The 26817-nt window shown below is 65.0% G+C and carries 28 protein-coding genes and 1 pseudogene; 15 read left to right on the top strand and 14 right to left on the bottom strand.

All coding sequences use genetic code 11. The features are described 5' to 3' along the window. Position 1 precedes the first annotated feature (1 nt). Both FJW03_RS13975 and FJW03_RS13970 read left to right on the top strand, forming a co-directional pair. The gene (locus FJW03_RS13975) at positions 2–3196 is read left to right on the top strand and encodes an efflux RND transporter permease subunit (RefSeq protein WP_140767132.1); all 3195 of its coding nucleotides are present in this window, start codon (positions 2–4) and stop codon (positions 3194–3196) included. 82 nt (positions 3197–3278) lie between these two features. Continuing rightward, positions 3279–3860 carry a histidine phosphatase family protein gene (locus tag FJW03_RS13970; RefSeq protein ID WP_140767133.1) on the top strand — a complete coding sequence of 194 codons (582 nt, stop codon included), beginning with the start codon at positions 3279–3281 and terminating at the stop codon, positions 3858–3860. Between the two features lie 6 nt (positions 3861–3866). Here the strand turns inward: FJW03_RS13970 and FJW03_RS13965 are convergent, their stop codons facing one another. From FJW03_RS13965 to FJW03_RS13955, 3 genes are all read right to left on the bottom strand, one after another. Next, positions 3867–4268 (bottom strand): VOC family protein, encoded by a 402-nt coding sequence (locus FJW03_RS13965; protein ID WP_140611794.1) that lies wholly within the window; start codon positions 4266–4268, stop codon positions 3867–3869. Positions 4269–4405: 137 nt separating this feature from the next. After that, entirely contained in the window at positions 4406–5161 is a 756-nt protein-coding gene (locus FJW03_RS13960) for a pseudouridine synthase (protein ID WP_140767134.1), read from the bottom strand. Between the two features lie 105 nt (positions 5162–5266). After that, on the bottom strand, positions 5267–6148 hold the full coding sequence (locus tag FJW03_RS13955; RefSeq protein ID WP_140767135.1) for an aldo/keto reductase family oxidoreductase: 882 nt from the start codon (positions 6146–6148) through the stop codon (positions 5267–5269). A gap of 94 nt (positions 6149–6242) precedes the next feature. Here FJW03_RS13955 and FJW03_RS13950 point away from each other — a divergent pair, with 94 nt between their 5' ends. The 6 genes and pseudogenes from FJW03_RS13950 to FJW03_RS13925 all read left to right on the top strand — a co-directional run bounded on the left by FJW03_RS13950 (position 6243) and on the right by FJW03_RS13925 (position 11407). Continuing rightward, positions 6243–7148 carry a LysR family transcriptional regulator gene (locus tag FJW03_RS13950; protein ID WP_140767136.1) on the top strand — a complete coding sequence of 302 codons (906 nt, stop codon included), beginning with the start codon at positions 6243–6245 and terminating at the stop codon, positions 7146–7148. 131 nt (positions 7149–7279) lie between these two features. Then, positions 7280–9193, top strand: coding sequence for a diguanylate cyclase (locus FJW03_RS13945; protein WP_140767137.1), 1914 nt, complete (start codon positions 7280–7282; stop codon positions 9191–9193). Between the two features lie 61 nt (positions 9194–9254). Continuing rightward, positions 9255–9587: an ArsR/SmtB family transcription factor gene (locus FJW03_RS13940; RefSeq protein WP_140767138.1), complete on the top strand. Its 333-nt coding sequence runs from the start codon at positions 9255–9257 to the stop codon at positions 9585–9587. 10 nt (positions 9588–9597) lie between these two features. Then, positions 9598–10284, top strand: coding sequence for an aquaporin (locus tag FJW03_RS13935; protein ID WP_140767139.1), 687 nt, complete (start codon positions 9598–9600; stop codon positions 10282–10284). Beyond that, positions 10281–10690, top strand: a pseudogene (gene arsC / locus FJW03_RS13930) (arsenate reductase (glutaredoxin)). Before FJW03_RS13935 ends, arsC begins: the two are co-directional and overlap by 4 nt. Before the next feature lie 120 nt (positions 10691–10810). Then, a complete protein-coding gene (locus FJW03_RS13925; RefSeq protein WP_140767140.1) occupies positions 10811–11407 on the top strand; it encodes a class I SAM-dependent methyltransferase in 597 nt (198 codons plus the stop codon). Positions 11408–11476: 69 nt separating this feature from the next. On the opposite strand, the gene FJW03_RS13920 is transcribed toward FJW03_RS13925, so the two are convergent. Both FJW03_RS13920 and FJW03_RS13915 read right to left on the bottom strand, forming a co-directional pair. Next, the gene (locus FJW03_RS13920; protein WP_140767141.1) at positions 11477–11803 is read right to left on the bottom strand and encodes a hypothetical protein; all 327 of its coding nucleotides are present in this window, start codon (positions 11801–11803) and stop codon (positions 11477–11479) included. Positions 11804–12036: 233 nt separating this feature from the next. Further along, a complete protein-coding gene (locus FJW03_RS13915) occupies positions 12037–12510 on the bottom strand; it encodes a cytidine deaminase (protein ID WP_140767142.1) in 474 nt (157 codons plus the stop codon). Between the two features lie 6 nt (positions 12511–12516). Between FJW03_RS13915 and FJW03_RS13910 the strand changes: the two genes are divergently transcribed. Then, positions 12517–12714, top strand: a complete 198-nt coding sequence (locus FJW03_RS13910; RefSeq protein WP_140767143.1) for a hypothetical protein — start codon at positions 12517–12519, stop codon at positions 12712–12714. 26 nt (positions 12715–12740) lie between these two features. Here FJW03_RS13910 and FJW03_RS13905 read toward each other — a convergent pair whose 3' ends face one another. From FJW03_RS13905 to FJW03_RS13895, 3 genes are all read right to left on the bottom strand, one after another. Next, positions 12741–13124, bottom strand: a complete 384-nt coding sequence (locus FJW03_RS13905; protein ID WP_140767144.1) for a YkvA family protein — start codon at positions 13122–13124, stop codon at positions 12741–12743. A 161-nt stretch (positions 13125–13285) separates the two neighbouring features. Continuing rightward, positions 13286–13765 carry a DUF2127 domain-containing protein gene (locus tag FJW03_RS13900; protein ID WP_140767145.1) on the bottom strand — a complete coding sequence of 160 codons (480 nt, stop codon included), beginning with the start codon at positions 13763–13765 and terminating at the stop codon, positions 13286–13288. Positions 13766–13815: 50 nt separating this feature from the next. Next, the gene (locus FJW03_RS13895; RefSeq protein ID WP_140767146.1) at positions 13816–14670 is read right to left on the bottom strand and encodes a helix-turn-helix transcriptional regulator; all 855 of its coding nucleotides are present in this window, start codon (positions 14668–14670) and stop codon (positions 13816–13818) included. Positions 14671–14767: 97 nt separating this feature from the next. On the opposite strand from FJW03_RS13895, the gene FJW03_RS13890 reads away from it, so the two are divergent. Beyond that, positions 14768–15652 (top strand): SDR family oxidoreductase, encoded by an 885-nt coding sequence (locus FJW03_RS13890; protein ID WP_140767147.1) that lies wholly within the window; start codon positions 14768–14770, stop codon positions 15650–15652. Positions 15653–15670: 18 nt separating this feature from the next. On the opposite strand, the gene FJW03_RS13885 is transcribed toward FJW03_RS13890, so the two are convergent. After that, a complete protein-coding gene (locus FJW03_RS13885) occupies positions 15671–16369 on the bottom strand; it encodes a RibD family protein (RefSeq protein ID WP_140767148.1) in 699 nt (232 codons plus the stop codon). A 396-nt stretch (positions 16370–16765) separates the two neighbouring features. On the opposite strand from FJW03_RS13885, the gene FJW03_RS13880 reads away from it, so the two are divergent. The 3 genes from FJW03_RS13880 (at position 16766) to FJW03_RS13870 (ending at position 20578) form a co-directional block, all read left to right on the top strand. Then, positions 16766–17713, top strand: coding sequence for a substrate-binding domain-containing protein (locus FJW03_RS13880; protein ID WP_140611754.1), 948 nt, complete (start codon positions 16766–16768; stop codon positions 17711–17713). 220 nt (positions 17714–17933) lie between these two features. Further along, positions 17934–19565 (top strand): sugar ABC transporter ATP-binding protein, encoded by a 1632-nt coding sequence (locus FJW03_RS13875; RefSeq protein WP_140767149.1) that lies wholly within the window; start codon positions 17934–17936, stop codon positions 19563–19565. Next, entirely contained in the window at positions 19562–20578 is a 1017-nt protein-coding gene (locus FJW03_RS13870) for an ABC transporter permease (RefSeq protein WP_140613585.1), read from the top strand. Before FJW03_RS13875 ends, FJW03_RS13870 begins: the two co-directional genes overlap by 4 nt. A gap of 265 nt (positions 20579–20843) precedes the next feature. Here FJW03_RS13870 and FJW03_RS13865 read toward each other — a convergent pair whose 3' ends face one another. The 4 genes from FJW03_RS13865 to FJW03_RS13850 all read right to left on the bottom strand — a co-directional run bounded on the left by FJW03_RS13865 (position 20844) and on the right by FJW03_RS13850 (position 25074). Beyond that, positions 20844–22127 (bottom strand): IS4 family transposase, encoded by a 1284-nt coding sequence (locus FJW03_RS13865; RefSeq protein WP_181168954.1) that lies wholly within the window; start codon positions 22125–22127, stop codon positions 20844–20846. 277 nt (positions 22128–22404) lie between these two features. Further along, on the bottom strand, positions 22405–23628 hold the full coding sequence (locus FJW03_RS13860) for an IS481 family transposase (protein WP_226890446.1): 1224 nt from the start codon (positions 23626–23628) through the stop codon (positions 22405–22407). Between the two features lie 282 nt (positions 23629–23910). Then, on the bottom strand, positions 23911–24489 hold the full coding sequence (locus tag FJW03_RS13855) for a flagellar basal body-associated protein FliL (protein ID WP_226890661.1): 579 nt from the start codon (positions 24487–24489) through the stop codon (positions 23911–23913). 222 nt (positions 24490–24711) lie between these two features. Then, positions 24712–25074, bottom strand: coding sequence for a hypothetical protein (locus tag FJW03_RS13850; RefSeq protein ID WP_140767481.1), 363 nt, complete (start codon positions 25072–25074; stop codon positions 24712–24714). Positions 25075–25257: 183 nt separating this feature from the next. Between FJW03_RS13850 and FJW03_RS13845 the strand changes: the two genes are divergently transcribed. Further along, a complete protein-coding gene (locus FJW03_RS13845) occupies positions 25258–25560 on the top strand; it encodes a hypothetical protein (RefSeq protein ID WP_140767480.1) in 303 nt (100 codons plus the stop codon). A 49-nt stretch (positions 25561–25609) separates the two neighbouring features. Here FJW03_RS13845 and FJW03_RS13840 read toward each other — a convergent pair whose 3' ends face one another. Then, complete coding sequence (locus FJW03_RS13840) at positions 25610–26314, bottom strand: XRE family transcriptional regulator (RefSeq protein WP_140613579.1); 705 nt, start codon at positions 26312–26314, stop codon at positions 25610–25612. Between the two features lie 68 nt (positions 26315–26382). On the opposite strand from FJW03_RS13840, the gene FJW03_RS13835 reads away from it, so the two are divergent. After that, on the top strand, positions 26383–26772 hold the full coding sequence (locus FJW03_RS13835) for a hypothetical protein (protein WP_226890659.1): 390 nt from the start codon (positions 26383–26385) through the stop codon (positions 26770–26772). Positions 26773–26817 lie beyond the last annotated feature (45 nt).

The raw sequence follows: 26817 nt of genomic DNA, 5'->3' as shown, positions 1-26817 counted from the left end.
CATGAACATATCCGCGCCCTTCGTCATCCGGCCGATCGCCACCACGCTGCTGGCCATCGGGGTGACGCTGGTGGGTCTCGTCGCCTATTTCCTGCTGCCGATCGCCGGCGTGCCGCAGGTCGACATCCCGACGCTGCAGATATCTGCCCACCTGCCGGGCTCCAGCGCCGAGACGATGGCGACGACGGTCGCGGCACCGCTGGAGCGGCAGCTCGGGCTGATTTCGGGCGTGACGTCCATCAGTTCGAGCAGTTCGCTCGGCCGTACCTCGATCCAGGTCGAATTCGACCTCGACCGCACCCTCGACGGCGCCGCGCAGGATGTGCAGACCGCGATCAGCGCGGCCAGCGGCGATCTGCCGAAGGACCTCCCCAGCCCGCCGACCTATGAGAAGGCCAATCCGGCCGACGCCCAGCTGATGTCGATCGCCGTCACCTCCGCCGATCTGCCGATCGACAAGGTCGACGACTATGTCGAGAACTACCTGGCGCTGCAGCTGTCGCGGGTCACCGGCGTCGGCCTCGTCGACTTCCATGGCGAGCAGAAATCGGCGGTGCGCATCCAGGTCAACCCGTCGGCGGCGGCCGCGCTCGGGCTCAGCCTGGAGGACATCCGGTCGGCGATAGCGACAGCCAGCGTCAACGCGCCCAAGGGCACCCTGGATGGGCCTCGGCAGTCGCTGACGCTGGCCGCCACCGACCAGCTGTCCACCGCGGCGGCCTTCAACTCGGTGATCGTCGCCTATCGCAACGGCGCACCGGTCCGGGTCAGCGATATCGGCACGGCCATAGACGGCGTCGAGGATATCAGGCAGGCGGCGTGGCTCGGCAGCCAGCGCGCCGTCATCATCGACGTCCACAAGCAGCCCGGCTTCAACATCAACCAGACGGTGCAACTGATCAAGAACGTGCTGCCCGAGCTTCAGCGCACGCTGCCGCCCTCGGTCAAGATGCAGATCCTGGGCGACCGCACCCAGACAATCCGGGCTTCGGTCTCCGAGGTGCAGTTCACCATGGCGATCAGCATCGGCCTCGTCGTGCTGGTCATCTTCCTGTTCCTGCGGCATGTGCGCGCCACGCTCATTCCCAGCATCACCATTCCTGTGTCGCTGCTGTGCACCTGCGCGGCGATGTATCTGCTCGGCTACACGATCGACAACGTCTCGCTGATGGCGCTGACCATTGCGGTCGGCTTCATCATCGACGACGCCATCGTCATGGTGGAGAACATCATCCGCCACATCGAGAATGGCGAAGCGCCGCTACAGGCGGCGCTGGGCGGATCGCGCGAAATCGGCTTCACCATCATCTCGATGACGCTGTCGCTGGTCGCCGTCTTCATCCCGCTGCTTCTGATGGGTGGGCTGATCGGCCGGCTGTTCCGCGAATTCGCGGTCGCCGTCAGCATCGCCATCATGATGTCGGGCCTGATTTCGCTGACGCTGACGCCGATGATGTGCGGCCGGCTCTTGAAACCGATCGACCGCGATGCCCGCGAGAACATCGCGTCGCGGGCCCTTGAAGCAGCCTTCAATGGCATGCTGTACGTCTATGAGGTCGGCTTGCGCTGGGTGCTGCGCCACAAGCCGGTGATGTTGCTGTTCATGGCGGCGACGCTCGGCGCCACCTTCTATCTCTACCAAATCATCCCGAAGGGTTTCTTCCCGCAGCAGGACAATGGCACCATTTCCGGTTCTTCCGAGGCAGCCCAGGACATCTCCTACGACGCCATGGTGCGGCGCCAGCATGAACTGGCCAAGGTGGTGACCGCCGATCCCGATGTGCAGACCGTCTATTACTGGGTCGGCGCCAACCCGACCGTGAACAGCGGCCGGCTGATGATCGACCTCAAGCCGCTGAGCGAACGTCATGCGACGGCGACGCAGGTGATCAACCGTCTGCGCAAGGCGGCGGCCAAGGTGGAAGGCATCGCCCTGTTCGGCCAAGCCCGGCAGGACGTGCAGATCGGCGCACGGGTCAGCAAGACGCAGTACCAGTACACGCTGCAGGATCCCGATGTGAACGAGCTGTTCAAATGGGCGCCGATCATGCTGTCCAAGCTGCAGACCCTGCCCGAGTTGCAGGACGTGACGGGGGATTTGCAGGCGAGCGCGCCCAGGATGACGCTCAAGATCGACCGCGATCTGATCGGCCAGCTCGGCATCACCCCGCAGGCCGTGGACGACACGCTGTATGACGCTTTCGGCCAGCGCCAGGTGGCGACGATCTTCACCCAGCTCGACCAGCACCATGTGGTGATGGAGCTGCAGCCGCGCTTCCAGGAGGATGCGTCGGCGCTGGCGCGCCTGTTCGTGCGCTCCAGCACCAGCGGGCAGATGGTGCCGTTGTCGGCGCTGGCGCATTACGAGACGTCGGTGTCGCCGCTGACGATCAACCACCAGGATCAGTTCCCGGCGGTGACGCTGTCATTCAACCTGGCGGCCGGCCATTCGCTCGGCGACGCCATTTCAGCCATCCAGAAGCTCGAACGATCGATGATCCTGCCGCCGACGCTGACGACGCGCTACCAGGGCTCGGCCAAGGTGTTCCAGTCGTCGCTGGCCAACCAGCCCTATCTGATCCTGGCGGCGATCATCGCCGTCTATATCGTGCTCGGTATTCTCTATGAGAGCTTCGTGCACCCGCTCACCATCCTGTCGACGCTGCCGTCGGCGGGCGTCGGCGCCTTCCTGGCGCTGATGGCGCTCGGCTATGATTTCTCGCTGATCGCCCTGATCGGCGTCATCCTGCTCGTCGGCATCGTCAAGAAGAACGCGATCATGATGATCGACTTCGCGCTCGAGGGCGAGCGACGGCGGAACCTGTCGGCGGAAGATGCCATCTACGAGGCCTGCGTGCTGCGCTTCCGGCCGATCATGATGACGACGATGGCGGCGCTGCTTGGCGGCCTGCCACTGGCGCTGGGCAGCGGCGCCGGCTCCGAACTTCGCCGGCCGCTGGGCATCGCCATTGTCGGCGGCTTGCTGCTGTCGCAGTTCCTGACGCTCTACACCACGCCCGTCATCTACATCTATCTCAGCCGGTTCAGCCATCTCAGATGGTTCTGGCGCCGCAAGGCCGATCCCGAAATCGTCGTGCCCGCCGCCGGGCCGGCGCTGGCGGCGGGCCCACGGGCGGAGATTCGGCAAATGCCGCCTCGACCGAAGCCGCACGAGCGGGCGGCGAAGCGGCGCTGAAGCGGGTGTCGTTGCTGCCGGGACTTTCCCCGTGCCGTGCGGACCGCTACAGCTTGGCCCGACACAACGAAAGGCCGAGCGGATGAGCAGCGCGCTACCGCAAATCCATCTGGTCAGGCATGGCGAGACGGCGTGGAGCCTTTCGGGGCAACATACCGGCCGCACCGACATGCCGTTGACGCCGGCCGGCGAGGCGGCCGCGCGGGGCGTGGCGGAGCGGCTGAAAGGCCTGACGTTTTCGGCCGTATGGTCGAGCCCCTCGCAGCGCGCCTACAACACCAGCGTACTTGCCGGCTTTGGGGAGCGGAGCGTCAAGATAGACGATCTGCAGGAGTGGGATTACGGCGCCTATGAAGGGCGCACGACCAACGATATCCTGGCCGAGCGGCCCGGCTGGAACGTCTTTCGCGACGGTTGCCCGCAAGGCGAGATGGCGGCCGATGTCGGCGCCCGTGCCGACAGGATCGTCGACCGCCTGCGCAAGGCCAATGCCGACATACTGATCTTTTCCAGCGCGCATTTCCTGCGCGTGCTCGCCGCCCGCTGGCTCGGCCTGCCGCCGGAAGGCGGCGCGCTGTTCGTGCTCGACACGGCCAGCATCAGCGTGCTCGGCTACGAGCACGACTTCGGCGAGCCGGTCGTGCGCAAGTGGAACCTGAAGTAGGGCGCTCTATTTGTCGAACTTCCGGATCGCCTCGGCGGTCACGGGCGTGAAGAAATTCACCAGATTGCCGTCGGGATCGCGAAACAGCAGCGAGCGGTTGCCCCAGGGCATGGTGGTCGGCTCCTGCACGGTCGTGGCCTTGATGACGTCCGACAGGCGGGCGAATTCGGCATCGACGTCGGCGACGCGGAATTCGATGATGGCGGTGTGGTTGTCGGCGGGGCGGGCGATGTCGCCGCCGAACAGCATCAAGGTGCGCGTGCTGCCGATCGCCAGCGTGCAGGCCGGTGTCGCCAGTTCGGCGAAGTCTTCGGTGTACACCGTCACCGGCATGCCGGTGATCTCGCCGTAGAAGCGCACGAGGCGCTGAACATCCGATGTGATGATGCGGACAGAGACGAAATTCATCGCTTTGGCTCCTTGATCGCTGAAGCCGCGACCGGCTCCTGATCTATAGGCCAGGCCTCCTGACAGCTTTCCGTCAGGAGACGGCGCGGCTCGGCTCAGAAGATCCGACGCCAGGGGAGAAGGCATCGGAGGTTCATTCACTCCGCCACCAGCACCAATTCCTCCTGCGTCAGGTGGCGCGCCTTGCCTTTGGCGAGGTCGCCCAGCGGCAGGCGGCCGATGGCGATGCGGATGAGGCGCTTGACCTCGATGCCGTGCGCTGAAAGCAGGCGGCGGATGTGTCGGTTTTTGCCTTCGTCGAGCACGATCTCCAGCCAGGCGGTGCGGCCGCCGCTGCGCAAAAGCGCGATCGAACTTGCCGCCAGGGTCTCGCCATCGACGGTCACCCCTGCGCGCAGCGCGTCCAGCATCGCCTCGTTCGGCACCATGCCGACCTGCACATGATAGGTCTTGGGCAGATGCGAGGCCGGGTCCATCAGCCGGTTGGCGAAGCGGGTGTCGTTGGTCATCAGGAGCAGGCCTTCGCTCGCCTTGTCGAGACGGCCGACCGGCGAGACGAAGGGCAGGTCGAGCCCTTCGAGGCAGGCATAGACGGTGCCGCGCTGCTGCGGGTCGTCGCGGGTGGTGACCAGCCCGCGCGGCTTGTTGAGCATCAGGTAGACCTTGCGCTCGGCAACGACCTCTTCGCCGTCGACGCTGATCTTGTCGCGGTTCATGTCCACGCGCTGCTCGGGATCGCGCACCACCTTGCCGCCGACACGCACGCGGCCCTCGGCAATCAGCACCTGCGCCTGCGTGCGTGAGCACAGGCCGAGCTTTGAGAGCGCGCGGTTCAGGCTGACGCCCGGCGGGGCGGGTCGCGCGCCGCTGTTTGGTGTTCCTCGTCGTGCCATGCCGATCGCCGGTGTTGGTTGGCCGACTGATGGCATGAGCGGCGAGGCGTGTGCAAGACATGGACCCGCCTTCTCCCGGCAAGGGAGAAGGCGGGTCGCATTGCCTCAGGCGGCTGCTTTCTCGTTCGCGATGCCGTTCAGCACAGCAAGCGCGTCGGCCGGCAGGTCGAGGTCCGCGGCCGCCAGGTTTTCCCGGAGATGGCCGACCGAGGAGGTGCCGGGGATGAGCAGGATGTTGGGCGCGCGGCGTAAGAGCCAGGCGAGCGCCACCTGCATGGGCGTCGCGCCGAGTTTGCGAGCGACATTGGCCAGCGTGTCCGACTGCAGCGGCGTGAAGCCGCCGAGCGGGAAGAACGGCACATAGGCGATGCCGTCAGCACCAAGAGCATCGATCAGCGCGTCGTCATTGCGGTGGACGATGTTGTAGAGGTTCTGCACGCATACGATCGGCACGATGCGGCGCGCCTCCTCGACCTGGGCGAGGGTGACGTTGCTCAGACCTATGTGCTTGACCAGGCCCTGCCGCTGCAGTTCAGCCAGAACCGTCACTTCCTTCGCTATCGAACCTTCGGATGGTTCATGCAGGCCGTCATGGCGGCGGAAGTTGACGACCTCGATCGCATCGAGGCCGAGATTGCGCATGTTATCGTGCACCGCCTGCCTGAGCTCGTCCGGCGCGAAAGCCGGAACCCACGCGCCCTTGTCGTCGCGCCGGGCGCCGACCTTGGTGACGATGGTGAGGTTGGCGGGGTATGGGTGCAGCGCCTCGCGGATGATCTGGTTGGTGACGTGCGGGCCATAGAAATCGCTGGTGTCGATGTGGTCGACGCCGCTGGCGATCGCTTCGCGCAGCACGGCGATCGCCGCGTCGCGGTCCTTCGGCGGGCCGAACACGCCGGGTCCAGCCAGTTGCATGGCGCCGTAGCCCAAACGCTTCACGGTGCGGTCGCCGAGTTTGTAGGTTCCGGCCTTGCTGATGTCGGTCATGGTCTCATCTCCTTTTGGATCGGCCCAATATAGACTTCGAGCATCTGCACGATAATATGGTGCAATCGGAACACCCTGTGCGGAAAGACGAACAATGGCGGCGGATCTTGGTGACCTCCAGGCGTTCATGGCGGTGGCGCGCGCCGGTGGCTTCCGCGAAGCGGCGCGGGTGAGCGGCGTCAGCGCTTCCAGCCTCAGCGAGACGGTGCGGCGGCTGGAGAGCGGGCTCGGCGTGCGGCTCCTCAACCGCACCACGCGCAGCGTCGCGCCCACCGAGGCCGGCGCGCGGCTGCTGGAGCGGCTGGGGCCGGCACTCGGCGAGGTCGAGGCGGCACTCGACGTGGTCAACGGCTTTCGCGGCCGTGCGGCCGGCACGCTGCGGCTCAACGTGCCGGTCGTCGCCGCGAAACTGGTACTGCCGCGCCTGTTGCCGCCCTTCCTCGCCGCCTATCCCGACATTCGGCTGGAAGTGACCGCCGAGGACAGTTTCGTCGATATACTGGCATCGGGCTGCGATGCCGGCATCCGCTATGACGAGCGGCTGGAGCAGGACATGATCGCCGTGCCGATCGGCCCGCGCCGACAGCGTTTCGCCACCGCCGCCGCGCCAGCCTATCTCGACCGGCACGGCCGGCCCGGCCATCCGCGCGACCTGCTCGATCACGCCTGCCTGCGCGGCCGCTTCGCCAGCGGCGTGATGCCGCCCTGGGAGTTCGAGCGCGACGGCGAGGTGGTGAGCGTCGACCCGACCGGCCCGCTGCTGGTCAGCACCGGCACCGCGATGTCGCTCGCGCTCGAGGTGGCGGTCGCCGGCGGCGGTATCGTCTCGCTGTTCGAGGACTGGCTGCGTCCCTATTTCGACGACGGCAGGCTGGAACCGGTGCTGGAGCCCTGGTGGCAGGAGTTTTCAGGCCCGTTCCTCTACTATCCCGGCCGCCGCCTCATCCCGGCGCCGCTGCGCGCCTTCATCGATTTCGTCGGCACGATGCGATGGGGGTGATTACAACAGGCATGCCGCCGCATGCTTGTCTCTTCCGCCGGAGGTCAAATACCCGATGTAACACTTTGTTGTCATTGAGGGTCTATCGAGGAGGCGATACGGCGAAAGCCCGGTAAGAGGAAAGGCGCGCGATGGGTTCGCCCTGGTCCGAATTGCTGGCCAATCTCGCGGTCGTTGCGATGTTCGTTTCGGTCTGGATCCACACGCATGTGTGGCTGGACCGCAGGCCGGCCATGGCGAAGGCGGTGGCCTTCGGCCTGCTGATGGGCGCCGGTGCCATCATCCTGATGCTGACCCCCATGCAGTTGCAGCCGGGTGTCCTGGTCGACCTCAGGACGACGATGATCGGGCTTGCCGGCTTCTTCGGCGGTCCTGTCGCCGGCATCGTCGCCGGGATCATGGCCGGCGCCTTCCGGACTTTCGAGGGCGGCATCGGTGCCTTTGCCGGCGCGGTCGGGATCGCGGCCACCATGCTGATCGGCATTGCCGGCAACCTTGCCCTCAGGGGGCGCCCGCCCGCCATGGCTGATATCATGATCCTTGGCGCGGCGGCCGCGGCCGGATCGCTGCTTGGCCTCCCCGTCCTGCCGCGAGCCGTCCTGCAGACCGTTCTGCCGGAGGTGGCGCTGCCTTCCACCTTGCTCATCTTCGTCTCCGTGGCGATGTCGGGGCTTGCGCTCCACCAGGAGCGGCGTCGCCTCGAAGCGTTGCAGTCCAGGCGCATCTTCAAGGCCGTGGTGGAGACCTTGCCCGACTGCCTCAACGTCAAGGACCTCGACGGGCGGTTCATCATCGCCAATCCGGCAACCGCCGAGCTGATGCATGCGCCTGATGCCAGGGCGCTGATCGGCAAGACGGATTTCGACTTCTATCCGCGCGAAACGGCGCAGGAATTCCGCGAGGACGAGCTTGCCGTGCTGGCGTCCGGCGTCTCCTCCACCATCGAACAGCGCCTGCACCACGCGGACGGGACCGATGGCTGGCTGGCGACCCTGAAGGCGCCGTTTCGCGACAAGACCGGGGCGGTCGTCGGGCTGATCACACACAACCGCGACATCACCATACGCAAGCAGCTGGAGACCGAGCTGGCGGAAAGCCAGGCGAGGCTCGGAGACGCGCTGACGCACATGGCCGATGGCCTGGTGATGTTCGACCCCGACGGCATGCTGGTGCTGTGCAACGCACAGTACCGCGCCATGTTTCCGAGGACGGCCGACATCAGGGTGCCCGGTGCCGACCATCGCGATATCTTGCGCGCCTCGGCGGCGCGCGGCGAAGGGATCACGCCGCCGGAGGCGGTCGAGGACTGGATCGCCGACGTGATGGCCTCGCAGACGCTTGCCAGCCACCGCCAGGTGCGGCTCGCCGACGGGCGCTGGCTGGACGTGCGGACCCGGCCGACCGGGGACGGCGGAAGCCTCAGCGTGTTTTCCGACATCACCGAGGCCAAGCAAGTCGAGGCTGAATTGCTGACGGCCAACGAGAAGCTGAATCTGCTTGCGCATCGCGACGGGCTGACCGAACTCTTGACGCGGCGGGCCTTCAACGACGCGCTGTCGCGCGAGTTCGCCCGCTGCCGGCGCAACATGAAACCGCTCAGCCTGCTCATCATCGACGTCGACTGGTTCAAGCAGTTCAACGACCATTACGGCCATCCGGCGGGTGACGAATGCCTGCGCGCCGTCAGCCGCTGCATCGAGGCGACGGCCCGCCGGCCGGTCGACGCGGCAGCCCGCTATGGCGGCGAGGAGTTCGCGCTCATCCTGCCTGAAACCGACGCGAGAGGCGCCTTCGTCATTGCCGAAAACCTCAGGAGCAAGGTGCGCGACCTCGCGCTCGCCCATGCCGGCAGCGAAAAGGGCATCGTCACCGTCAGCATCGGGGTCGGTACCTTCGAGGGCGGCGCGGCGATCGAGATCGCCGATCTCATCAGGCGCGCCGACGAGGCGCTGTACGGGGCCAAGGCCGCGGGACGGGACCGCGTGCATGGCTGGCGCCCGCATCTCAGCGAGCCACGCTCGACCGGTTCCGCGCGCAAGCCGTGAGGCTGTCACAGGCTTGTCATGGTCCGCTGCGATTAATCCATAAATCTGGATAAATGGATTGATGGACAAGACAGCGGCATTGCTGGCGCTCGCCGCGCTCGGCCAGGGAACTAGGCTGGAGGTGTTCCGGCTGTTGGTTCGCGCCGGGCCCGAGGGGACGCCGGCAGGCGAGATCGCCACGCGGCTGGGCGCGGTGCAGAACACCATGTCGGCGCATTTGAAGGTCCTCGGTCAAGCCGGGCTGGTGCATGCCGAACGCGAGGGGCGCAGCATTCGCTACACCGCCGACATGACCGGGTTTCGCGACCTCCTGGCCTATCTGATGGAGGATTGCTGCAACGGCCAGCCGGAGCTTTGCCAGCCGATCATCCAGGCCGTGACCTGCAAATGTTGAGGTGGGAGCCATGACCGACCTTCGACGCCGTCTCGCGGCCGAGGCGCTGGGCACCGCCATGCTGGTTGCCACGGTGGTCGGCTCGGGCATCATGGCCAGTCGGCTGACCGGTGATGCCGCGCTTTCGCTGCTTGGCAACACGATGCCAACCGGCGCCATGCTGGTGGTGCTTATCGCAACGCTGGGACCGGTCTCCGGCGCCCATTTCAACCCGGCGGTCACGCTGGTGTATGCGCTGCGGCGCGAAATCGACTGGTTCGCGGCGCTGGCTTACGTCGCCGTGCAGGTCCTCGGCGGCCTCGTCGGCACGCTGGTGGCGCATGCCATGTTCGAACTGCCATTGCTGGAGATTTCGGCAACGATGCGAAGCGGGCATGGGCAGTGGCTGGCCGAACTGGTCGCGACCTTCGGCCTGGTCTTCACCATCCTTGCCGGCCTGCGCTTCCGCAACGATGCCATCCCCTGGCTGGTCGGGCTCTACATCACCGCTGCCTACTGGTTCACGGCCTCGACCTCGTTCGCCAATCCGGCGGTGGCCATCGCCCGCGCCTTCTCGAACACGTTTGCCGGAATCCGGCCATCCGATGTCCCGGCCTTCATAGCCGCGGAATTGGCAGGTGCGCTGCTTGCGCTGTCGCTGGCAGGCTGGCTGCTGGCCGACCCCAGGACCCCTATCCGGATGAAAGCCGCGCCATGACCATCACGATCTATCACAACCCAGACTGCGGCACGTCGCGCAACACGCTGGCGATCATCCGCCAGTCCGGCGAGGAGCCGCAGGTGATCGAGTATCTGAAGACGCCGCCGTCGCGCGGCAGGCTTATCGAATGGCGATGACGCCGCGCGAGTTGTTGCGCGAGAAGGGCACGCCCTATGCCGAGCTCGGCCTCGGCGATCCCAAGTGGAGCGACGACGAGATCCTCGATTTCATGCTGGCGCACCCGATCCTGATCAACCGGCCGATCGTGGTCAGCCCGCTCGGCGTCGTCCTGGCCCGGCCGTCCGAGGCGGTGCTCGATTTTCTGCCCAACCCCGACATCGGCCCGTTCACCAAGGAGGACGGCGAGATCGTCGTCGACGCCGGCGGCAAGCGGGTTGTCTGAGCCCCTGTTTCGGCCGGTCTCGGAACTTGCGCCAGTCGACGCCATCGGCAATGGCGGCATTGCCTTTGGCGGCTTGCCGGTCGACACTGCTCCGCAGCACAATTCAAAAGCTTCCGCCCGATGACTGGAACGTTTCCCGCCACCTCCATGCCTGACCGAGATTGGTGGGAGGTGCTTTGGCCAGAGCCGTCGGGTCTTTTGCTGTCGTTAGGTATCGAGCCCGGCATGACGGCTCTCGATCTGTGCTGCGGCGATGGCTATTTCACCGCTCCGCTTGCGAAAATCGTCGGTGGCCACGTCTATGGGCTCGACCTCGACCCGGAGATGATCGCGGCGGCCAAGGCCGAAGTGAAGCGGCGCGGCGTTTCGGTCCTGGAATGGATTGTTGCGGATGCCGGCGAAGTCGCGGAACTTGTGCCTGAAAAAATCGATTTTGTGCTGATGGCCAACACCTTCCACGGCGTGCCCGACAAGCCAGCCCTTATCAAAGTCGTGGCCCGTGTGCTCAAGCCGCGCGGTCTGTTTGCGCTCGTCAATTGGCATCAGCGGCCGCGAGAGCAGACGACCGTGCTTGGCAAGCCGCGCGGCCCCGGGACAGAGATGCGCATGTCACCCGAAGCTGTGGTGGCGGTTTTGGAGGCCAATGGTTTCCAGCTTTTGCGAATGGTTGATCTACCGCCGTATCACTACGGGGCAGTGTTCGAACACAGGGAATGATACGAAATCTCCCCGCCCAGTGCGAGGCGGGCGCCTGTTGCAGGACACCGGATTGTGTGCTCGATCACCCTATAGTATGCCCACCCACCAAAGAAACACGGCGAACGTCGCGGCGAATACAGCGAGGGTATAAATGGCAAGGAGCAGCAGGACGGGGAAAAAATCGCTGTCGAAGACTGCCACGATTGGGTGGATTTTTTTGTGATCCCCCTGAGAGTCCCCGATGTCGTTGCGGGTTAAGTCATTTTCGACCGCCGAAGCTCCGGTATTTTGATTTGAAACTTTTTCTGCCGTGCTCAAAATTCTTTTGGCGATGTCTTCGCTCTTCGCGGGACCTTCGGATAGGCGATCCCGCCTGGCCGCTTTGGTGAACAATTGAACGCCACGCATGCTCATGGCTACCAAGCTTCTTGCCTGACTTATGTTCCTTCAAATGTCAGCTTCGCATGCATTTCGTGCGGTGGCGCTTGATCCGTCGGTGATCCTGCCTGGTGCCGCATTTGGGCATTGGCATCCATGGATGCGGATTGGGTTGGCGGTGCTCGATTCCCTTCCAATCCGGACATCGGCCCGTTCACCAAAGAGGATGGTGACGCCGGCAAGCAGCTCGTCTGAGCTTTATTTCGGCCTCAGAACTTGCGCGGGTCGATGCCCTTGGTGCCCGGACCGTAGGGGCTCGGATAGATTTCGCCGATGGTCATCAGTTCGATCTCGCCATCGAGCGTCGAGCCGATGATCTTGACGTCGGGATCGTCGCAGCAGAACTCCCAGATCACCTGCCGGCATTCGGCGCATGGCACGCCTGAATAGGGGCCGTGGCAGACAATGGCCTCGATCTGCCGCTCGCCCGCCGCCGCCATCTGCATCACCGCGTTGCGCTCGGCATGCACCGATTGCTGCAAGGTGACGATTTCGACATTGCAGGCGGAAAACAGCCGGCCCGACGCGGTACGCACGGCCGAGCCGACCTTGTGGTTGGAGTAGGGCGTGTAGGCCTTGTCGCGCGCCTCGGCGGCGGCGGTGACGAGGGCTTGGTCGGCGCTCGAAAGTCTGTCGAAGCTGCTCTTCTGGAGGCGCTCGCCCGTATCCGCTCCGCCGGCCATGAAGAAGTGGCGGACGGGCTGCAGCCGGGCGTCATCGACCTCGCCTTTCCGGTCATCGGGCCGTTCGGCCACTCGGTCGCGGCACTCACCGTGCCTTACGTGGCGACCACCTACAGCGTGCTCGATCTTGCCACCGCGCGCCGCCACGCCGCGCAGGCGGCCGGGGAGATCGGGCTGGTCCTGGCGCCGGAGTCATCGCAATGACGCGGAGGTAACGGGTCAGTTTGAATCTAAGCCGGGCGAGTTGGCCAGAATAGCCAGAGCAACGCCGCTGCCACGACTGTCCAGACCGCGATCATGAATATCAGGCCGGCCTTGCTTACCGGCTTGGCGCGTCGGGTCGCTTCATCCCGGAATTCCCGCATCAGATCGACCGGGACCAGCTTGACCGCCAGCATGATCCCCAGCGGCACAATGATGAGGTCGTCCAGATAGCCGATGATCGGAATGAAGTCGGGGATCAGGTCAATGGGGCTCAGCGCGTAGGCTGCGACCGCACCGGCAACCGTCTTGGCATGCCAGGGTACGCGTGGGTCGCGGGCGGCAAGCCAGAGGGCGACGACATCACGCCTGATGGCTTTGGCCCATTGTCTGGTCGCATTCAAAATCCTCAAACCAGCGCTCGCTTCTTGCAAGGGCCGCGCGCGGCCGGTGGCTGTAGTGGCTATAGTGGCTATCGCCAGGTAATACGCAGAGAAGCACGAATTCGCACAAGATGTATTGCCCCACTATCGATGGGGACGGCCGATCATAGTCGGATGACCGGTGGGCGCCTCTAACGGCTTGCCACCTCGTGCCGCCGAACGAGGCGGTACTCATGCCAGATCAGCCAGATGACGATGAGATCGAACAGGGTGAGCACGATCAGCCCCGCCGAATGGGTATAGCTGAAGCGGTAGAGCTGGTAGACGATGAACAGCAGCAAGGCGACAAGCGAGGCCGGATAGGCCCATAGCTTGCCTCTCAGCAGGCCCACTACCAGGGCAATCTTGATAAGGCCGTGGCTGAGCAGGTAGAACGCGTAGAAATGCTGCGTGCCGACGGAGAAATGGCTCGCCGCGTGCATCAGATGGCTGGCGATGAAATCGTTCGGGTCCTCGGTCAGCTCTTCCTGTGTCAGCCTGTTCACCAGCGACACGATCGTGCTGGTGCTGACAAAAGCGAGCAGCAGACCGCCGACACATTCGACCAGCGCATGTGCGCCCTTAAGCAGCAGGCTGACCTCGAAAATCTGGTGGACACGCTGCTCGTTCATGCGGTCTCCTGTCCCCTGGCGTGGCGCTTCGACGTTCAATCAGCCGGGCGTCATAGCGCCGGGTGATCGTCAGGCTTCTGCGGCTTCGGCCGCCGGGCGAGGTCGCGGATGCGGTCGGCGACCGCACCGTCCAGCGGATTGTAGACGATCATGTTCAGGTCCGGCCGGCCGTCGACAGCGAAGGCCGAGTATTCCAGCTCGATGTCGCCGAGTTCCGGGTGCTTCAGGCGCTTTGTCCCGTCGCCGTGACTGAGCACGTCGTTTTCCTGCCACAGGGCGGCGAATTCGGGACTGACGCTGCAGAGTTCGTCGACCAACTGGGTGACCTCGGACACCGCCCCGGCGCGCGCCGCATCGGCCCGGAACGCGCCGACCACGAAACGGGCGAGGTTATCCCAATCGTGTTGCTTGGCGCGGATAGTGGGACTGCGGAACATGAAGCGCAGGATGTTGCGCTGGCCGGCGGGCAGGGCGCCGTAGTCGGTCAGCACCACTTCGGCGGCGCGGTTCCAGGCAACGACATCCCAGGTGGCCGTCTTGATCAGAGCGGGGCTGGCATCGAGCGTGTCGAGCAGGCGCTGGAGGCGAGGGCTGACGCCATCGGCCCCGATGTAGCGGACTTCGGGCGGGCGCCCCAGCCCGAGCATGAAAAGATGTTCGCGTTCCGCCTCGGTCAGCATCAACCCCTTGGCAATCCGGTTCAGCACGTCGGCCGAGGGTGCGCCGCCGCGGCCCTGCTCCAGCCATGTGTACCAGGTCGGGCTTATGTTGGCGCGCTGGGCGACCTCTTCGCGGCGCAGCCCCGGCGTGCGCCTGCGCCCGGAAAAGCCGAACGATGCCGGATCGAGCCGGGAACGGCGGTCTTTCAGGAAGGCTGCGAGCGAACCTGCGGAATGGATGGGCATCACCGATCCTGTTAGCAATTATACCATGATAAGATCACTACTTTAATGGAATAATAGATCGGGGATACTGCGCCTGCAACTGTGCAGGAGATTTTGCATGCGTATATTTCTCACCGGCGCGACCGGCTTCATAGGTTCGGCGCTTGTCCCCGAACTCATCCAGGCGGGCCATCAGGTGATTGGCGTGACCCGCTCCGACGCCGGCGCCGAAGCGCTCGCCGCGGCCGGCGCCGAGGTCCATCGCGGAACGCTCGAGGATCCCGACGGCCTGCGCGATGGCGCGGCGAAGGCGGAAGCCGTCATCCACACCGCGTTCGACCATGATTTTTCGCGATTTGTCGAGAATTGCGAAAAGGACAGGCGCGTCATCACAGCCCTTGGCTCGGCACTCGCCGGCTCCGACCGGCCGCTGGTGATCACATCCGGCGTCGGCATGGGCAGTCCCGGACATGGCGAACTGGCGGTCGAGGACGTCTTCAATCCCAGCCACGGCAATCCGCGCATCGCCTCGGAACTCGCCGGCAACGCCTTGCTGGAGGCCGGCATCAACGTATCCGTGGTGCGCCTGCCGCAGGTCCACGATACGGTCAAGCAAGGGTTGATCACGCCGCTGATCGAGATCGCACGCCAGAAAGGCGTCTCGGCCTATGTCGGCGACGGCCGCAACCGCTTCTCCGCGGGCCATGTTCTCGACGCGGCGCGCCTTTTCCGGCTCGCCGTGGAAAAGCGGCAGGCCGGCGCCCGCTATCACGCCGTCGGCGAGGAAGGCGTCGAGGTGCGCGCCATCGCCGAGGCGATCGGGCGGGGCCTCAACGTGCCGGTCGTTTCGATCGCGCCTGAACAGGCGGCGGAGCATTTCGGCTGGATGGCGATGTTTGCCCCCATGGACCTGCCGGCCTCCAGCGCGCTGACCCAGGCACGGCTCGGCTGGCATCCGACCGGGCCGACGCTGATCGCCGATCTTGACGCAATGCAATACTGATGTTCCGGCAAAGCGCCTTCAGCCGGAGGTGACGGCGTAGCGCAAATGGACGAGACCGTGCGCGAGGGCTTTGCAGTCGGTGAGGGACAACTGGACCTTGCCGGCGAGGCCGCTCCCGCCGAACTCGACAAAACCCTGGTTTGCCACCCGCGCATCGAGCGCGGGGGCAACGAGAAGGCTGAGTTCATCGACGAGGCCCGCCGCGAAGAAGGAGCCGTTGATGCCGGCGCCGCCTTCGAGCAACAGCCGGCGGATGCCGAATTCACGCCCGAGCACGTCGGTCATGGCGGCGAGATCGATGTCCGTCGTCTCCGAGACGATATAGGACACGCCGTCGCCGGCAAGCTCGGCCAGATGGCTGTCGGCGACGCCGTGGCCAAGCAGCACCACGACATGGTCGCCGCCGATGTCTGACTTGGAAAAATGGAGCTTGCCAGAGGCATCGAGCGCCACGGCGAAGCGGCCCACGTCGCGTCGGGCGAAATGATGCGGCCGCTTGACCTTGCCGGCTTGCGCCGGCGGGTGCGCGTCGGCCTTGCTCATCTCGGCCATGGTGACACGGCCGACGATCCAGGCGTCGCCTTCGAGATCGCCGTGGACCTGTTCATAGACGCCTGACCATTCGGCCCGGGTTCCGTCCGGGCTTGTGGTGTAGCGGCTCGGATGGAGACTGCCATCAAGCGATGCGAGCATATGGCAGATGATGTGCGGTTTCATGCAGTTCTCCAACGTGCAATTTCGAAGTCGCGGGTTCGAAAGCCCGAGCGGATTCCAAGGTAGCGCACGATCGAAAGAATGGAAGTGAAGCGCTCCGGCCGCGGCGCCGCCGATCTCGACCGTTCGGCGAAAGGGCGGGGTGCCAAAATTCAAAATTCCGACAATTCCGATAATTCACTGTCCGGCCCTGTTATATCGATGTTGCACAGATGGTTGACCCTGGGTTAGCATCCTGGTGCTGACGCCGATCGGAGGAATTTTAAGCGGCCGTCAGCTGGAGCGGCATGCGCCATCGGGCGCAAGGAGGATGCTCCAACACTTTGAACCGACGCATGATCCTTCCTGAAACCGGTCCCGGTTTCCGGGGCCATGCGTTCTTGTGGAGGAGGATCACCCATGAACAGACGTGAATTCCTGATGACGTCCGTGGCCGCGGGCGCCTTGGTGCTGGCCGCACGTTCGGCGTTCGCCGAGGACAAGCTGACCATACTGGGCTCGGTGCCCAATCTCGGCTTTCCGTTCTTCGTGCACATGCTGAACGAGATCAAGGCCGAGGCGCAGGCGCAAGGTGTCAACCTGACCGAGAGCGACGGCCAGAATTCGGCCACCAAGCAGACCGCCGACATCGAAGCGGCCCTGGTGCAGAAGGTCAATGCCATCGTCATTTCGCCGCTCGACGTCAACGCTCTGGCGCCGGCCATCGAGGAAGCGGTCAAGGCCGGCGTTCCCGTGGTGACGATCGACCGCCGCGTCGATGGCGTCCAGGGCATCCTTGCCCATGTCGGCGCCGACAACGTCAAGGGCGGCGAGGCGGAAGCGCAGGCCGTGGTGGCGGCATTCCCCAATGGCGCGAAGCTGTTCCACCTGCAGGGCCAGCCGGGCGCGGGCCCGGCGATCGACCGCAACAAGGGCGTGCACAATGTGCTCGATCCCGTGAAGGACAAGTACCAGATCATCTTCGAGCAGACCGCCAACTTCGCCCGCGCCGAGGCGCTGTCGGTGACCGAAGCCGGCCTTGCCGCCAACGGCAAGCCGGACGCCATCATCTGCGCCAATGACGACATGGCGCTGGGCGCGCTCGAAGCCTGTGCGGCGCGCAACTTCACCGACGTCAAGATCTATGGTTTCGACGCGCTGCCGGAAGCGCTGGTCGCCGTGCGCGACGGCAAGCTTGCCGGCACGGTCGAACAATTCCCCGGCCAGCAGTCGCGCACCGCCGTGCAGATCGCGGTCGCCTACGCCAAGAGCAAGACCGAGCCGAAGGAGAAACTGGTGCTGCTGACGCCGATCGTCATCGGCAAGGACAATCTCGACAAGGCCGAGAGGCTGAACGAGACGAAGTAGGGGCGCCATAATGGGCAGGCTGGCGAGGTGATGTCCTGCGAGCAGGACCAATCGCCGACATTGGCGCTGCCCCTCATCCGCCTGCCGGCACCTTCTCCCCGTATAGTGACGGGGAGAAGGGAGAAGCTCCAACGCTGGCGCCCCCCTCTCCCCGTCACTATACGGGGAGAGGGTGAGGGTGAGGGGCAGCGCAGACATCTCAAGTCTCAGGGAGCACTCCTTGCAGCCAGCTGAAGCCGCACCCGTCCTGCTTGCCGTCGAGGGCGTCACCAAGCATTTCGCCGGCGTCACCGCGCTGAGCGACGTCTCGCTCGAGGTCAGGCCCGGCGAAATCCTCGGCCTGCTCGGCGAAAACGGCGCCGGCAAATCGACGCTGCTCAAGATACTCTCCGGCGTCATGCCGCCGTCGAGCGGGCGCATCATTTTCGACGGCGCCGACTACCAGCCGGCGCGTCCGCAGGATGCCAAGCAGCACGGCATCGTCACCATCTACCAGGAGCTCAGCCTGATCCCGACGCTGACGGTGGCGGAGAACATTTTCATCGGCCGCGCGCCGACCGGGCCGCTCGGGCTGGTGAGCTGGCGCAAGATGGAGCAGGACTCCCGCGCCATCATCGCGCGCGTCGGCCTTTCCATCGACCCGATGACGCCGGTGTCGGCGCTGTCGGTGGCCGAGCAGCAATTGGTCGAGATCGCCCGTGCGCTGTCGCTCAAAAGCCGGCTGATCATCATGGACGAGCCGACCTCGGCGCTGACCGAGACCGAGGTGCAGCGGCTGCTGTCGATCATGGACCGGCTGCGCCAGGACAAGGTCGCCATCATGTTCGTCACCCACCGGCTCGAGGAGGCATCGGCCATCTGCGATCGCATGACGGTGCTGCGCGACGGCAGGCTGGCGGGGCATCTCGACCGTGACAACGGGCGGCCGATAAAATTGCCACGGATCATCGAAAAGATGGTGGGACGCGCCGCCTCAGAACTCTATGCGCGGCCTGTACAGCGCGCGGTCGCCGGCGATGTCGTGCTTTCCGTACGGGGCTTGCGCACCGTGCGCGATCCCGAGGCGCCGCACGCCATCGTGCTCGACGGCGTCGATATCGACCTCAAGGCCGGCGAGATCCTTGGCGTCGCCGGCCTCGTCGGCTCGGGCCGCACGGAACTGGCGCGCGCCATCTTCGGCGCCGACCGCATCGCGGCGGGCACGATCACGCTCGACGGCAAGCAAATCGCGCCGGCTTCACCCGCCGACGCCATCGCGCTCGGCATCGGCCTTGTGCCGGAGGATCGCAAGCACCAGGCGATCTTTGCCGCGCTCGGCATATTGCCGAATTTCTCCGTCGCTTCGCTCGGGCGGTTCAGCAACGGTTTCGGCTTCATGGCCGAGCGGCGCGAGCGCGACGCGCTCTCGGGTTTCCGCAAAATGCTGTCGATCCGCATGGCGTCGGCCGAACAGGCGATCGAGGGCCTGTCGGGCGGCAACCAGCAGAAGGTGATCCTGGCGCGCTGGCTGGCGCGCGATCCAAAAGTGCTGATCGTCGACGAGCCGACGCGCGGCGTCGATGTCGGCGCCAAGGCGGAAGTCCACCAGATCCTGGTGCAGCTGGCGGCGCGCGGCATCGCGGTGATGATGATCTCATCCGAACTGCCGGAAGTGCTGGCGGTGTCGGACCGCATCGTCACCATGCGCCGGGGCCGCATCACCGGCGAGATGCCGGGCGTCGAGGCAAATGAGGAAAAACTGATGGAACTGATGGCGCTCGACAAGCAGGATGCGAGGGGGCAGGACGCGCTCGGGCCGGAAGCACTCGGGCAGGAAGCACTCGGGCAGGATGGGGAGGGGCTGACACGATGAGCATCGCCGAGGAACAGAGCCAGCGCGGCGGCGCCACACTCGCAAGGCTTTTGATGAGCTTCGGGCCGCTGCTGTTCCTGGCAGCCCTCGTCGTCGTCTTCACCGTGCTGAAGCCGAGCTTCATCGACCCCATCAACCTGTTCAACATCACCAGGCAGATCTCGATCACCGGGCTGATCGCGCTCGGCATGACCTTTGTCATCCTCACCGCCGGCATCGACCTTTCGGTCGGCTCGCTGCTTGCCTTCTGCGGCATGGTGGCCGCCGTCGTCGCCAAGGGCGGCGCGGCCAACACGCTGTCGCTGTCGACCTCAGGCACGCAGGGCTATGGCTGGTTCGCCGCACTTCTCGCCGCCGTTCTGGTGGGAGCCGCCGCCGGCGGCGTGCAGGGGCTTGCCATCACAAGGCTGAAAGTGCCGCCCTTTGTCGTCACATTGGGCGGGCTGACGGTGTTTCGCGGGCTGACGCTGACAATCTCCAATGGCGGCCCGATTTCGGGTTTCGATGCCTCGATGCGCTGGTTCGGCACGGGGCTGATCGGCCCGGTGCCGGTGCCGGCGATCATCTTCGCCATTGCCGCCATATTGTGCCACATCGTGCTGCGCTACACGCGCTATGGCCGCGCCGTCTATGCCGTTGGCGGCAATGCGGAGGCGGCGCGGCTGTCCGGCCTGCGCGTCGACCGCATCCTGGTCTCGGTCTATGTCATCGTCGGCTTCTTCGCCGGGCTCGCCGCTTTCGTGCTGTCGGCCAGGCTGAATTCTTCCGAAGCGGTCGCCGGTATCGGCTACGAACTGACGGTCATCTCGGCAGTTGTCATCGGCGGCACATCACTGTTCGGCGGCATAGGCTCGGTCGGCGGCACGGTGGTTGGGGCGGCCCTGATCGGTGTGCTGCAGAACGGGCTGCAGTTCAACAACGTCTCGTCCTACACGCAAAGCATCGTCATCGGCCTGATCCTGATCCTGGCGGTGGCCTTTGATCGCTGGCTGAAGTCGCGGGTGCGGAGGTGAGGAGACGTTTGCGCGAGGCACCCCCCTCTGTCCTGCCGGACATCTCCCCCGCAAGGGCAAGGCTATCGCATATGGAGGCCGAGGCTTTCGCCCTACGAGTACCCCCACCCCTAACCCCTCCCCATAAGGGGGAGGGAGACTTCCGTCGATGCCGATCCTGGCAAATTGAGCATGTTTTTCGATGCCGGGGCGGAAGTAAGATGCGCGCGGCAGCGTTCCCTCCCCCTTGTGGGCTAGCGTGCGCACACATTTGATTTGGCGGTGGTCAGTATGGGTTTGCAAGGACGAAGCCCTCAACAATGGCGTGGAAGCGTTTGAGGCCGTTGCTGAAGGTGACCGGGCCCGGCGGGCGCTCCTTTGGATAGCCGTTCCAGCCGCCGAGCCGGGCAATGCACCAGGCCGCCCAAGCGAGCGTGTGTGGCGGATGCGGGTTCTTCTGCGTTTGGGTCTTGCCTTCCAGCCTGGCGACCAGCGCGTCCAGAACGGCGATCTCGGCGGGATTGAAGAGGCGTGTGGCCCTGAGGGTCTGGCCGGCCGCGTCGCGCCCGTGCACGAGTTGCATAACCCTGGTGGCCACGATCAGCGCGGTTGCAGCCAGACGTTCGAGTGCATCGCCATCGGCGATGAGGCTTTCCTCCAGATCGATGGCCTGCGACTTCAAGGTCCGGAACAACTGCTCGATGGTCCAGCGCGACCGGTAGAGATCGACGATGGCGATGGCATCGGCGAGTGTCTTGACGGTGTGGGTTGTCAACAGCCGCCAGATCACCGCGTCCTTGGGCGAAGGCGGATCGATCTCGCGCACTTCCACGATATTGAGCCTGACCGCGCGCGGATCGCGGCGGTCGGCCCCAAGGCGCGGCTGGCGCAAGGTGACCTCGGCGAAGCGAACGGCCAGGTGCACCTTGCGTCCCGGCCGGCCGGGACGCGCCTGCAGATCGAAGGCGATGCGGCCGGCTTCCGGCGTCTTGGCTATCTCGCCGAACAAGCGGCCGCCCTCTTCCCCCAGCGCCCGATCGCGCACAGCGCGCATGAGCACATGCGTGCGCTCGTCAGGCAGCCTTGCCAGCACCTCGTAGATGTCGGCCTCGCGGTCGCCGATCACGGTGAGGAGCGGCGTGTCGGTCAGCGCCTGGCGGGCCGCCGTGGCGGTGGCGATCCATTTGTAGCTTTCCTTGGCTTCGATCGGCAGGGCCTGGTAGTCGTCCGCCTTCTGCCCCCGGCGCCGCCAGATCGTGGCCGCCGCAAGGCCCAGCACCGACCCGTCGCCGGCATCCACGGCCAGAGCCGGGTGTACGAACAGCCCGATATCCTTGCCGTTGCCGACACATCCGAGGCCGCGCTTGCGCGAGGCCTTGGCCTGATAGTTGATCTCGCTGCTGTCCTCGATGATCAGCACATGACGGCCGGCCGCCGCCTTGGCCGTTTGCGCCGCCGCCGTGCGCACGATCTCCTGCACCGTCACGTTGGGATTGCCAAACAGCCGCGTGAACGCAACCTGTTCCGCGCGTGTATCGGCCAGCCGACGCATGCCCGCGCTGATGCGCATGCACATGCGCTCCAGCACCATGCTCCCCTTTTTTGCAAGCGCAGGTCGCCGAAGTATCCAAGCAGCGGTGCCATCGTCGAAATCTCCCGAATCAACAATGGCAGCTACAGAATCACACACGATTCCAACCCTTCAAGCCCCATCTGCCGCCCGGCCAATACGTCCCTTGACACCCCTCCGAAGCAGATGTGTGCGCACGCTAGCCCTTGTGGGGAGGGTGTTTGTGCCGGAGACAAGGTGGACAGGTGTTCGGGGACATCGTGGACACATCTTTTCATCATGATGAGACGGGTTGTTTTTGTTGTTGTTTGGGGTGTGGACCCTGTGGGCAAGGCTTAGCGTTGTCCACAAGTCCACAGGCCTCCCTGTCGGTGGAGCGCAGGTCAAGGGTGGCAATCCGATGCGAGCAGTAGTGCACGCTGAAGAGGCCATCCTGGTCAGTGGAGCGAAGTGCCACCAGCTCGCCGCGGAAGGCCTTGCCGATCCGCCAAGGTCGGTTCCTGAAGCTGATGAAGCCATCGCTGTCGACCTTGCGGACCTTGTCACCTGGTCCGTATTCGATCGCGGGCAACACCTCAGGGAAGCAGCGTGGGCTCGGCCGGTACCGCTCGGCCGGCGTCGCCATGTCGAGTGCCTCGTGCGGCCGTTCGTGGTTATAACGCGGACGCCATTGGTCGAAGGCCCGCTGACAATCGGCGAGATCGCCGAAGCTTCGCCCGCTGATCACTTCGGCTTTCAGCGTGCGATGGAAGCGCTCTTCCTTGCCTTGCGTCTGGGGATGGCGCGGTCGACCGTGCAGGACGCGGATGCCAAGCCGCAACAACCAAACGCTGAACACGGTGTAGGGCTCGCCGCCGGGATCGCTCCACGGCGGGCCGCCATCCATCAGCATCGCCAGCGGCAAACCATAGTGGCGAAAGGCAATCTCCAGCTCCCCGCGCACCGTTCGGCCCTGCTCATTGCCGCAGGCAGAAAGCACCAGGTTGAAGCGCGAATGGTCGTCGAGCGTGGTGAGCGGATGGCAGCGGCCGCTATGGATGGCAAAGTGACCCTTGAAGTCCATTTGCCACAGCTCGTTGGGGGTCTCCCGCTCGAAGCGCTGCCATGGTCCCGGATGTTGCGCCGCTCCAGCCTCCGTCAGCCGCTCGTGACGGCGCAGGATCGCGGTGATCGTGCTTGCCGCCGGGATTTCGAGCTCACTATCCTTCTCCAGCGCCCCCTTGATCTTGCGGCCGCCCCAGACGTTGTTGCTCTTGTCGCGTACCTCCAACACCTTCGCCTCAACCTGCCAAGCGGTGCGCTGCGGACTCGAGTGCGGGCGGCGCGATCGCTCGGTCAGCCCGGCCAGCCCTTCCGCCTGATACCGCTCGATCCATTTGTAGCCGGTCGTCGGACTGATCCCGAACCGTCGACAAAGCTCTCGAACGTTCGCCCCCTCATTCAAGGCAAACATCACGAACTCTCGCTTCTGAGCCATCGCGGACACCTCGCAAAACGGCATTCCGTCCCTCCCGATTCGATGCTCGGGAAGTGTCCACGATGTCTCCGAACGCCTGTCCACCATCTCCCCGGTCTCTACAGGAGGGTTAGGGTGGGGGTTCCTCTTCGCAAGAATCCATATGCGATTGCCCTGCCCGCAAGGGGGAGATCGAATGCCATGACTGCCTTCGCTAATTGTCAATGCTGAAGAAGAAGCGATGCCGACGAAATTGCCAATCTCCCCCCTTGCGGGGGAGATGTCCGGCAGGACAGAGGGGGGTGCCTCGCATGAGCCCTGGCTATTTCAACCCGGCAACTTCTCCTCGACGATGTGCGCCGAGTCGGGAATGAGCTGTCCCGCATGGTCGAAGCGCAGCACCACCACCCAGTTGAACTCGTCGTCTGGCCATTTGCCGTTCGGCAGCAGCGCCTTGGGGTCGGCGCCGAACGCCTTGATGAGCTTGAACAGCTGGCCGTGGTGCCAGGCGATCAGGATCGACTTGCCATGGGTTTCGCTGGCGAGCGCGGCGACGAGGCCTTGAGCTTCCCTATCGGCGAAGCGCTGGTCGATCGGCAGTTTCAGCGCTTCGGAAAGCGGCGCCAGCGTCAGCCGTTCGCGTGCGCTGTTTTTTGAATCGGCGCTGGCCACCAGCATATCGGGCCGGAACGGCACGCCATCGAGCATGAAGGTCTGGAAATAGGCGACATAGGCTTGCGCGCGGGCCTCGCCCTGCGGCGACAGGCCAGGACCGCTGTCGGGCTTCTCGCCATGGCGCACGATCAGCACCGTGGTGTCGGCAAGCCCGGTCGTGGTGTCGCCGGCGGCATGAGCGGACAAAGCGAGCGTCATTATCCACAGGACGGCAAGAACGAGGCGTTTCATGGCGGGTCCTTCGGCGGTTTGGTGGCCACCAGTCAACGCATCAATTAGACGGAATCAGGGCCGGGGGCGCTTTGCCTTCCCCCTGGCGGAGAAAGGGCATCGGCGCGAAGCGTCGAGACCGGCCAGGGATGCTGGAAGAAACGAGGCGCTGGTGATTCTGTCTATCGTGGGGACCCTCGTGTTTTCCAACATCATCAGACCCCATCACCCTGGCTGCCGCATTCAGGCCGCCGCGAGCGTCCATAGACGATGGCCGTAACGGCGGAAGAAGCGTGCCACCAGACGCTGCTGCCTGGCCCTGGCGAGATCGGGCAGGCGCCGCTCCTGTCGCCAGCGTGGCATGTTGCGCCAGCAGGCGATAAAACGGGCGGTGTCCTCGATGGCTTCGTCCGCCGACAGGGCCGGGCCGATCGCGGCCAGGAAAAGCGGCTCGGACCGTTTCAGGTCGTCGATGACGGCCTTACGCCTGAAATGGTCCTGGCGGGCATGGGCGATGCCGTTGCAGCGGATCGCCTCGAAGGCTTCGAGCAAAGCAGGGCTGTCGCCGGTGTAACCGCAGGCGCGGGCGAAATCGGCTGCATCCATCATTGCTCCCGGATCCGATGCCGGGACTGTTCACGCCCCGACTCACATTTGCAAGTATATATAAGCATAACTCAAAAAAATGCAGAAGGAAAACTTTTGGAAATGTCTTGCAGCTACGACTCGACTCCCGGCTCAAAACACAGGAATATAAGAACAAATCAGGAACAAAAGGCAGGAGGGGCGATGGCATTGCCAGGCAGGGAACCAGTGATCGCGCAGGTTGCCTCGATCTCTGTGGAGTGCGCCGATTGCGGCCGCAACAGATGGTGGCGGCCCGATCAGCTGAAGCGGTTCGGGGTGACGGGAAACACGCCGCTGGCCGCATTGTCCCGGCGCATCGTCTGCTCCGCCTGCCGCGCCGAAGGACTGCCCGGCACGGCGGTGTCGATCCAGGCCGCATTCATCGACGAGCGCCAGCGTGTGCGCAGCGAAGCGCAGATGCTGAGCGACCGCGAGGTGCCGCTGGAGGGGGCCAGGCGGGCCTGAGTGGGCGGGTTTCTTCCTTCTCCACAAGAAGTGGGAGAAGGAAGAGGCGCTAATACCCCAGCAATTCCTTCAGCGGGATGACGCGCCAGACGTGCTTGATGGCGTAGCGGTTGAAGGTCAGTGTCTTGGGAGGGTTGTACTGCTCGACCACGAGCTCACCCGCGGTGCGCTTGACCAGCTTCTTGATGAAGGCCTTGCCGTTGCGCTCGTTTTCTTCCGGGAAGGTCTCGATCACGACGTGGTCGCCGGGCACGGCGTCGCGGCCGCCGCAATAGAGCATTTCGCCGGGCTCGTAACGCGGCACCATGGAATCGGAGAGCACGTGCAGCGCAAACACCTTGCGCAGATGCGCAATGCCTGGCGGACGCTGGACATAGCCGGCGACCTCGCCGTTGAAGGTGAAGTCGCCATCGTCGCCACCAACGGCGGCGCCGAGCAGCTCGATGTCCATCGGTCCGGCCGGCAATGGGCCGGCATCGGTGACGATCTCGGCGTCCGCCACCGGGCCGGCCTCGTCGAGGAAGACGACCTCGCCCTTGCCGAGCGCAACCGGGTCGACGCGGAGGAAGGCCGCGGTCTTCAGAAGATTCTCGGTTTTGGGCAGGTTGCGCCCCGTTTCCCAATTGCCGACGGCGGCGACATCGGTGTCGTTGTGCTCGGCAATGTGACGCATGACCAGCCCGCGCTGCTTGCGCGCCTGGCGGATCGCCGCCCCGACCTTGATCGACAGTTCCGTTCTTGCCATGGCGCCCATGTGAGCGATGAAAGCTGTTCTCGTCTATGAAAGAATGGCTTGCATCAATTTTTGAGTTATGCTTATATATGGCCATGCAGAACCTGTCCAGCTTTCATGGCGCCGCGGCGCCGGCCTCCCGTGAGGCGCATCCGGCGACTGAAGTCGCCGCCCATTCCCTTCCGTCCCGGCCGTCCTCCTCCCCGGCCGGGGCGAAGCCCGAGAGCCTTGATGCCTCGGGTCCGGTCCGCCCGTCAGCGGTGGCCGGAACGGCCGGAGCCGCCGCTCCCCTCGGCTCCGGCCCCCAATTCGACCGGTCTCCTGCCGGTCCGTCCGTCCGCTCCTGCATCCGCACGCAGGACGGCACCGTCATCCTGTTCGAGCCGATGACGGGCAGGGCGGTTTCCGCCCCCGACAGAAAGACGGCGGAGGCGCGGCTTGCGCGCGTCGCCGCCGGGCAATCGATCCGCTCCGGCTGACATCGGCGGAAGCCGGCTTTCGAACCGACAACCCCGACCGTGGCC

Origin of the sequence: Mesorhizobium sp. B4-1-4, assembly GCF_006439395.2 — a bacterium.
In the GTDB taxonomy this organism is placed as follows: Bacteria; Pseudomonadota; Alphaproteobacteria; order Rhizobiales; family Rhizobiaceae; genus Mesorhizobium.
The sequence above is the reverse complement of the archived record's forward strand: the minus strand, read 5'-3'. Positions and strand labels throughout refer to the sequence as shown.

Excerpts from the sequence above, each read along its gene's own strand:
- FJW03_RS13970 (WP_140767133.1), top strand. The coding sequence starts at position 3,279 with ATGAGCAGCGCGCTACCGCAAATCCATCTGGTCAGGCATGGCGAGACG.
- FJW03_RS13920 (WP_140767141.1), bottom strand. The coding sequence starts at position 11,803 with ATGAGCATGCGTGGCGTTCAATTGTTCACCAAAGCGGCCAGGCGGGAT.
- FJW03_RS13880 (WP_140611754.1), top strand. The coding sequence starts at position 16,766 with ATGAACAGACGTGAATTCCTGATGACGTCCGTGGCCGCGGGCGCCTTG.
- FJW03_RS13900 (WP_140767145.1), bottom strand. The coding sequence starts at position 13,765 with ATGAACGAGCAGCGTGTCCACCAGATTTTCGAGGTCAGCCTGCTGCTT.
- FJW03_RS13885 (WP_140767148.1), bottom strand. The coding sequence starts at position 16,369 with ATGAAACCGCACATCATCTGCCATATGCTCGCATCGCTTGATGGCAGT.
- FJW03_RS13935 (WP_140767139.1), top strand. The coding sequence starts at position 9,598 with ATGACCGACCTTCGACGCCGTCTCGCGGCCGAGGCGCTGGGCACCGCC.
- FJW03_RS13945 (WP_140767137.1), top strand. The coding sequence starts at position 7,280 with ATGGGTTCGCCCTGGTCCGAATTGCTGGCCAATCTCGCGGTCGTTGCG.
- FJW03_RS13865 (WP_181168954.1), bottom strand. The coding sequence starts at position 22,127 with ATGCGCATCAGCGCGGGCATGCGTCGGCTGGCCGATACACGCGCGGAA.
- FJW03_RS13845 (WP_140767480.1), top strand. The coding sequence starts at position 25,258 with ATGGCATTGCCAGGCAGGGAACCAGTGATCGCGCAGGTTGCCTCGATC.
- FJW03_RS13890 (WP_140767147.1), top strand. The coding sequence starts at position 14,768 with ATGCGTATATTTCTCACCGGCGCGACCGGCTTCATAGGTTCGGCGCTT.
- FJW03_RS13925 (WP_140767140.1), top strand. The coding sequence starts at position 10,811 with ATGACTGGAACGTTTCCCGCCACCTCCATGCCTGACCGAGATTGGTGG.
- FJW03_RS13950 (WP_140767136.1), top strand. The coding sequence starts at position 6,243 with ATGGCGGCGGATCTTGGTGACCTCCAGGCGTTCATGGCGGTGGCGCGC.
- FJW03_RS13960 (WP_140767134.1), bottom strand. The coding sequence starts at position 5,161 with ATGGCACGACGAGGAACACCAAACAGCGGCGCGCGACCCGCCCCGCCG.
- FJW03_RS13915 (WP_140767142.1), bottom strand. The coding sequence starts at position 12,510 with ATGGCCGGCGGAGCGGATACGGGCGAGCGCCTCCAGAAGAGCAGCTTC.
- FJW03_RS13895 (WP_140767146.1), bottom strand. The coding sequence starts at position 14,670 with ATGCCCATCCATTCCGCAGGTTCGCTCGCAGCCTTCCTGAAAGACCGC.
- FJW03_RS13860 (WP_226890446.1), bottom strand. The coding sequence starts at position 23,628 with ATGCCGTTTTGCGAGGTGTCCGCGATGGCTCAGAAGCGAGAGTTCGTG.
- FJW03_RS13975 (WP_140767132.1), top strand. The coding sequence starts at position 2 with ATGAACATATCCGCGCCCTTCGTCATCCGGCCGATCGCCACCACGCTG.
- FJW03_RS13850 (WP_140767481.1), bottom strand. The coding sequence starts at position 25,074 with ATGGATGCAGCCGATTTCGCCCGCGCCTGCGGTTACACCGGCGACAGC.
- FJW03_RS13940 (WP_140767138.1), top strand. The coding sequence starts at position 9,255 with ATGGACAAGACAGCGGCATTGCTGGCGCTCGCCGCGCTCGGCCAGGGA.
- FJW03_RS13835 (WP_226890659.1), top strand. The coding sequence starts at position 26,383 with ATGGCCATGCAGAACCTGTCCAGCTTTCATGGCGCCGCGGCGCCGGCC.
- FJW03_RS13855 (WP_226890661.1), bottom strand. The coding sequence starts at position 24,489 with ATGAAACGCCTCGTTCTTGCCGTCCTGTGGATAATGACGCTCGCTTTG.
- FJW03_RS13965 (WP_140611794.1), bottom strand. The coding sequence starts at position 4,268 with ATGAATTTCGTCTCTGTCCGCATCATCACATCGGATGTTCAGCGCCTC.
- FJW03_RS13955 (WP_140767135.1), bottom strand. The coding sequence starts at position 6,148 with ATGACCGACATCAGCAAGGCCGGAACCTACAAACTCGGCGACCGCACC.
- FJW03_RS13870 (WP_140613585.1), top strand. The coding sequence starts at position 19,562 with ATGAGCATCGCCGAGGAACAGAGCCAGCGCGGCGGCGCCACACTCGCA.
- FJW03_RS13840 (WP_140613579.1), bottom strand. The coding sequence starts at position 26,314 with ATGGGCGCCATGGCAAGAACGGAACTGTCGATCAAGGTCGGGGCGGCG.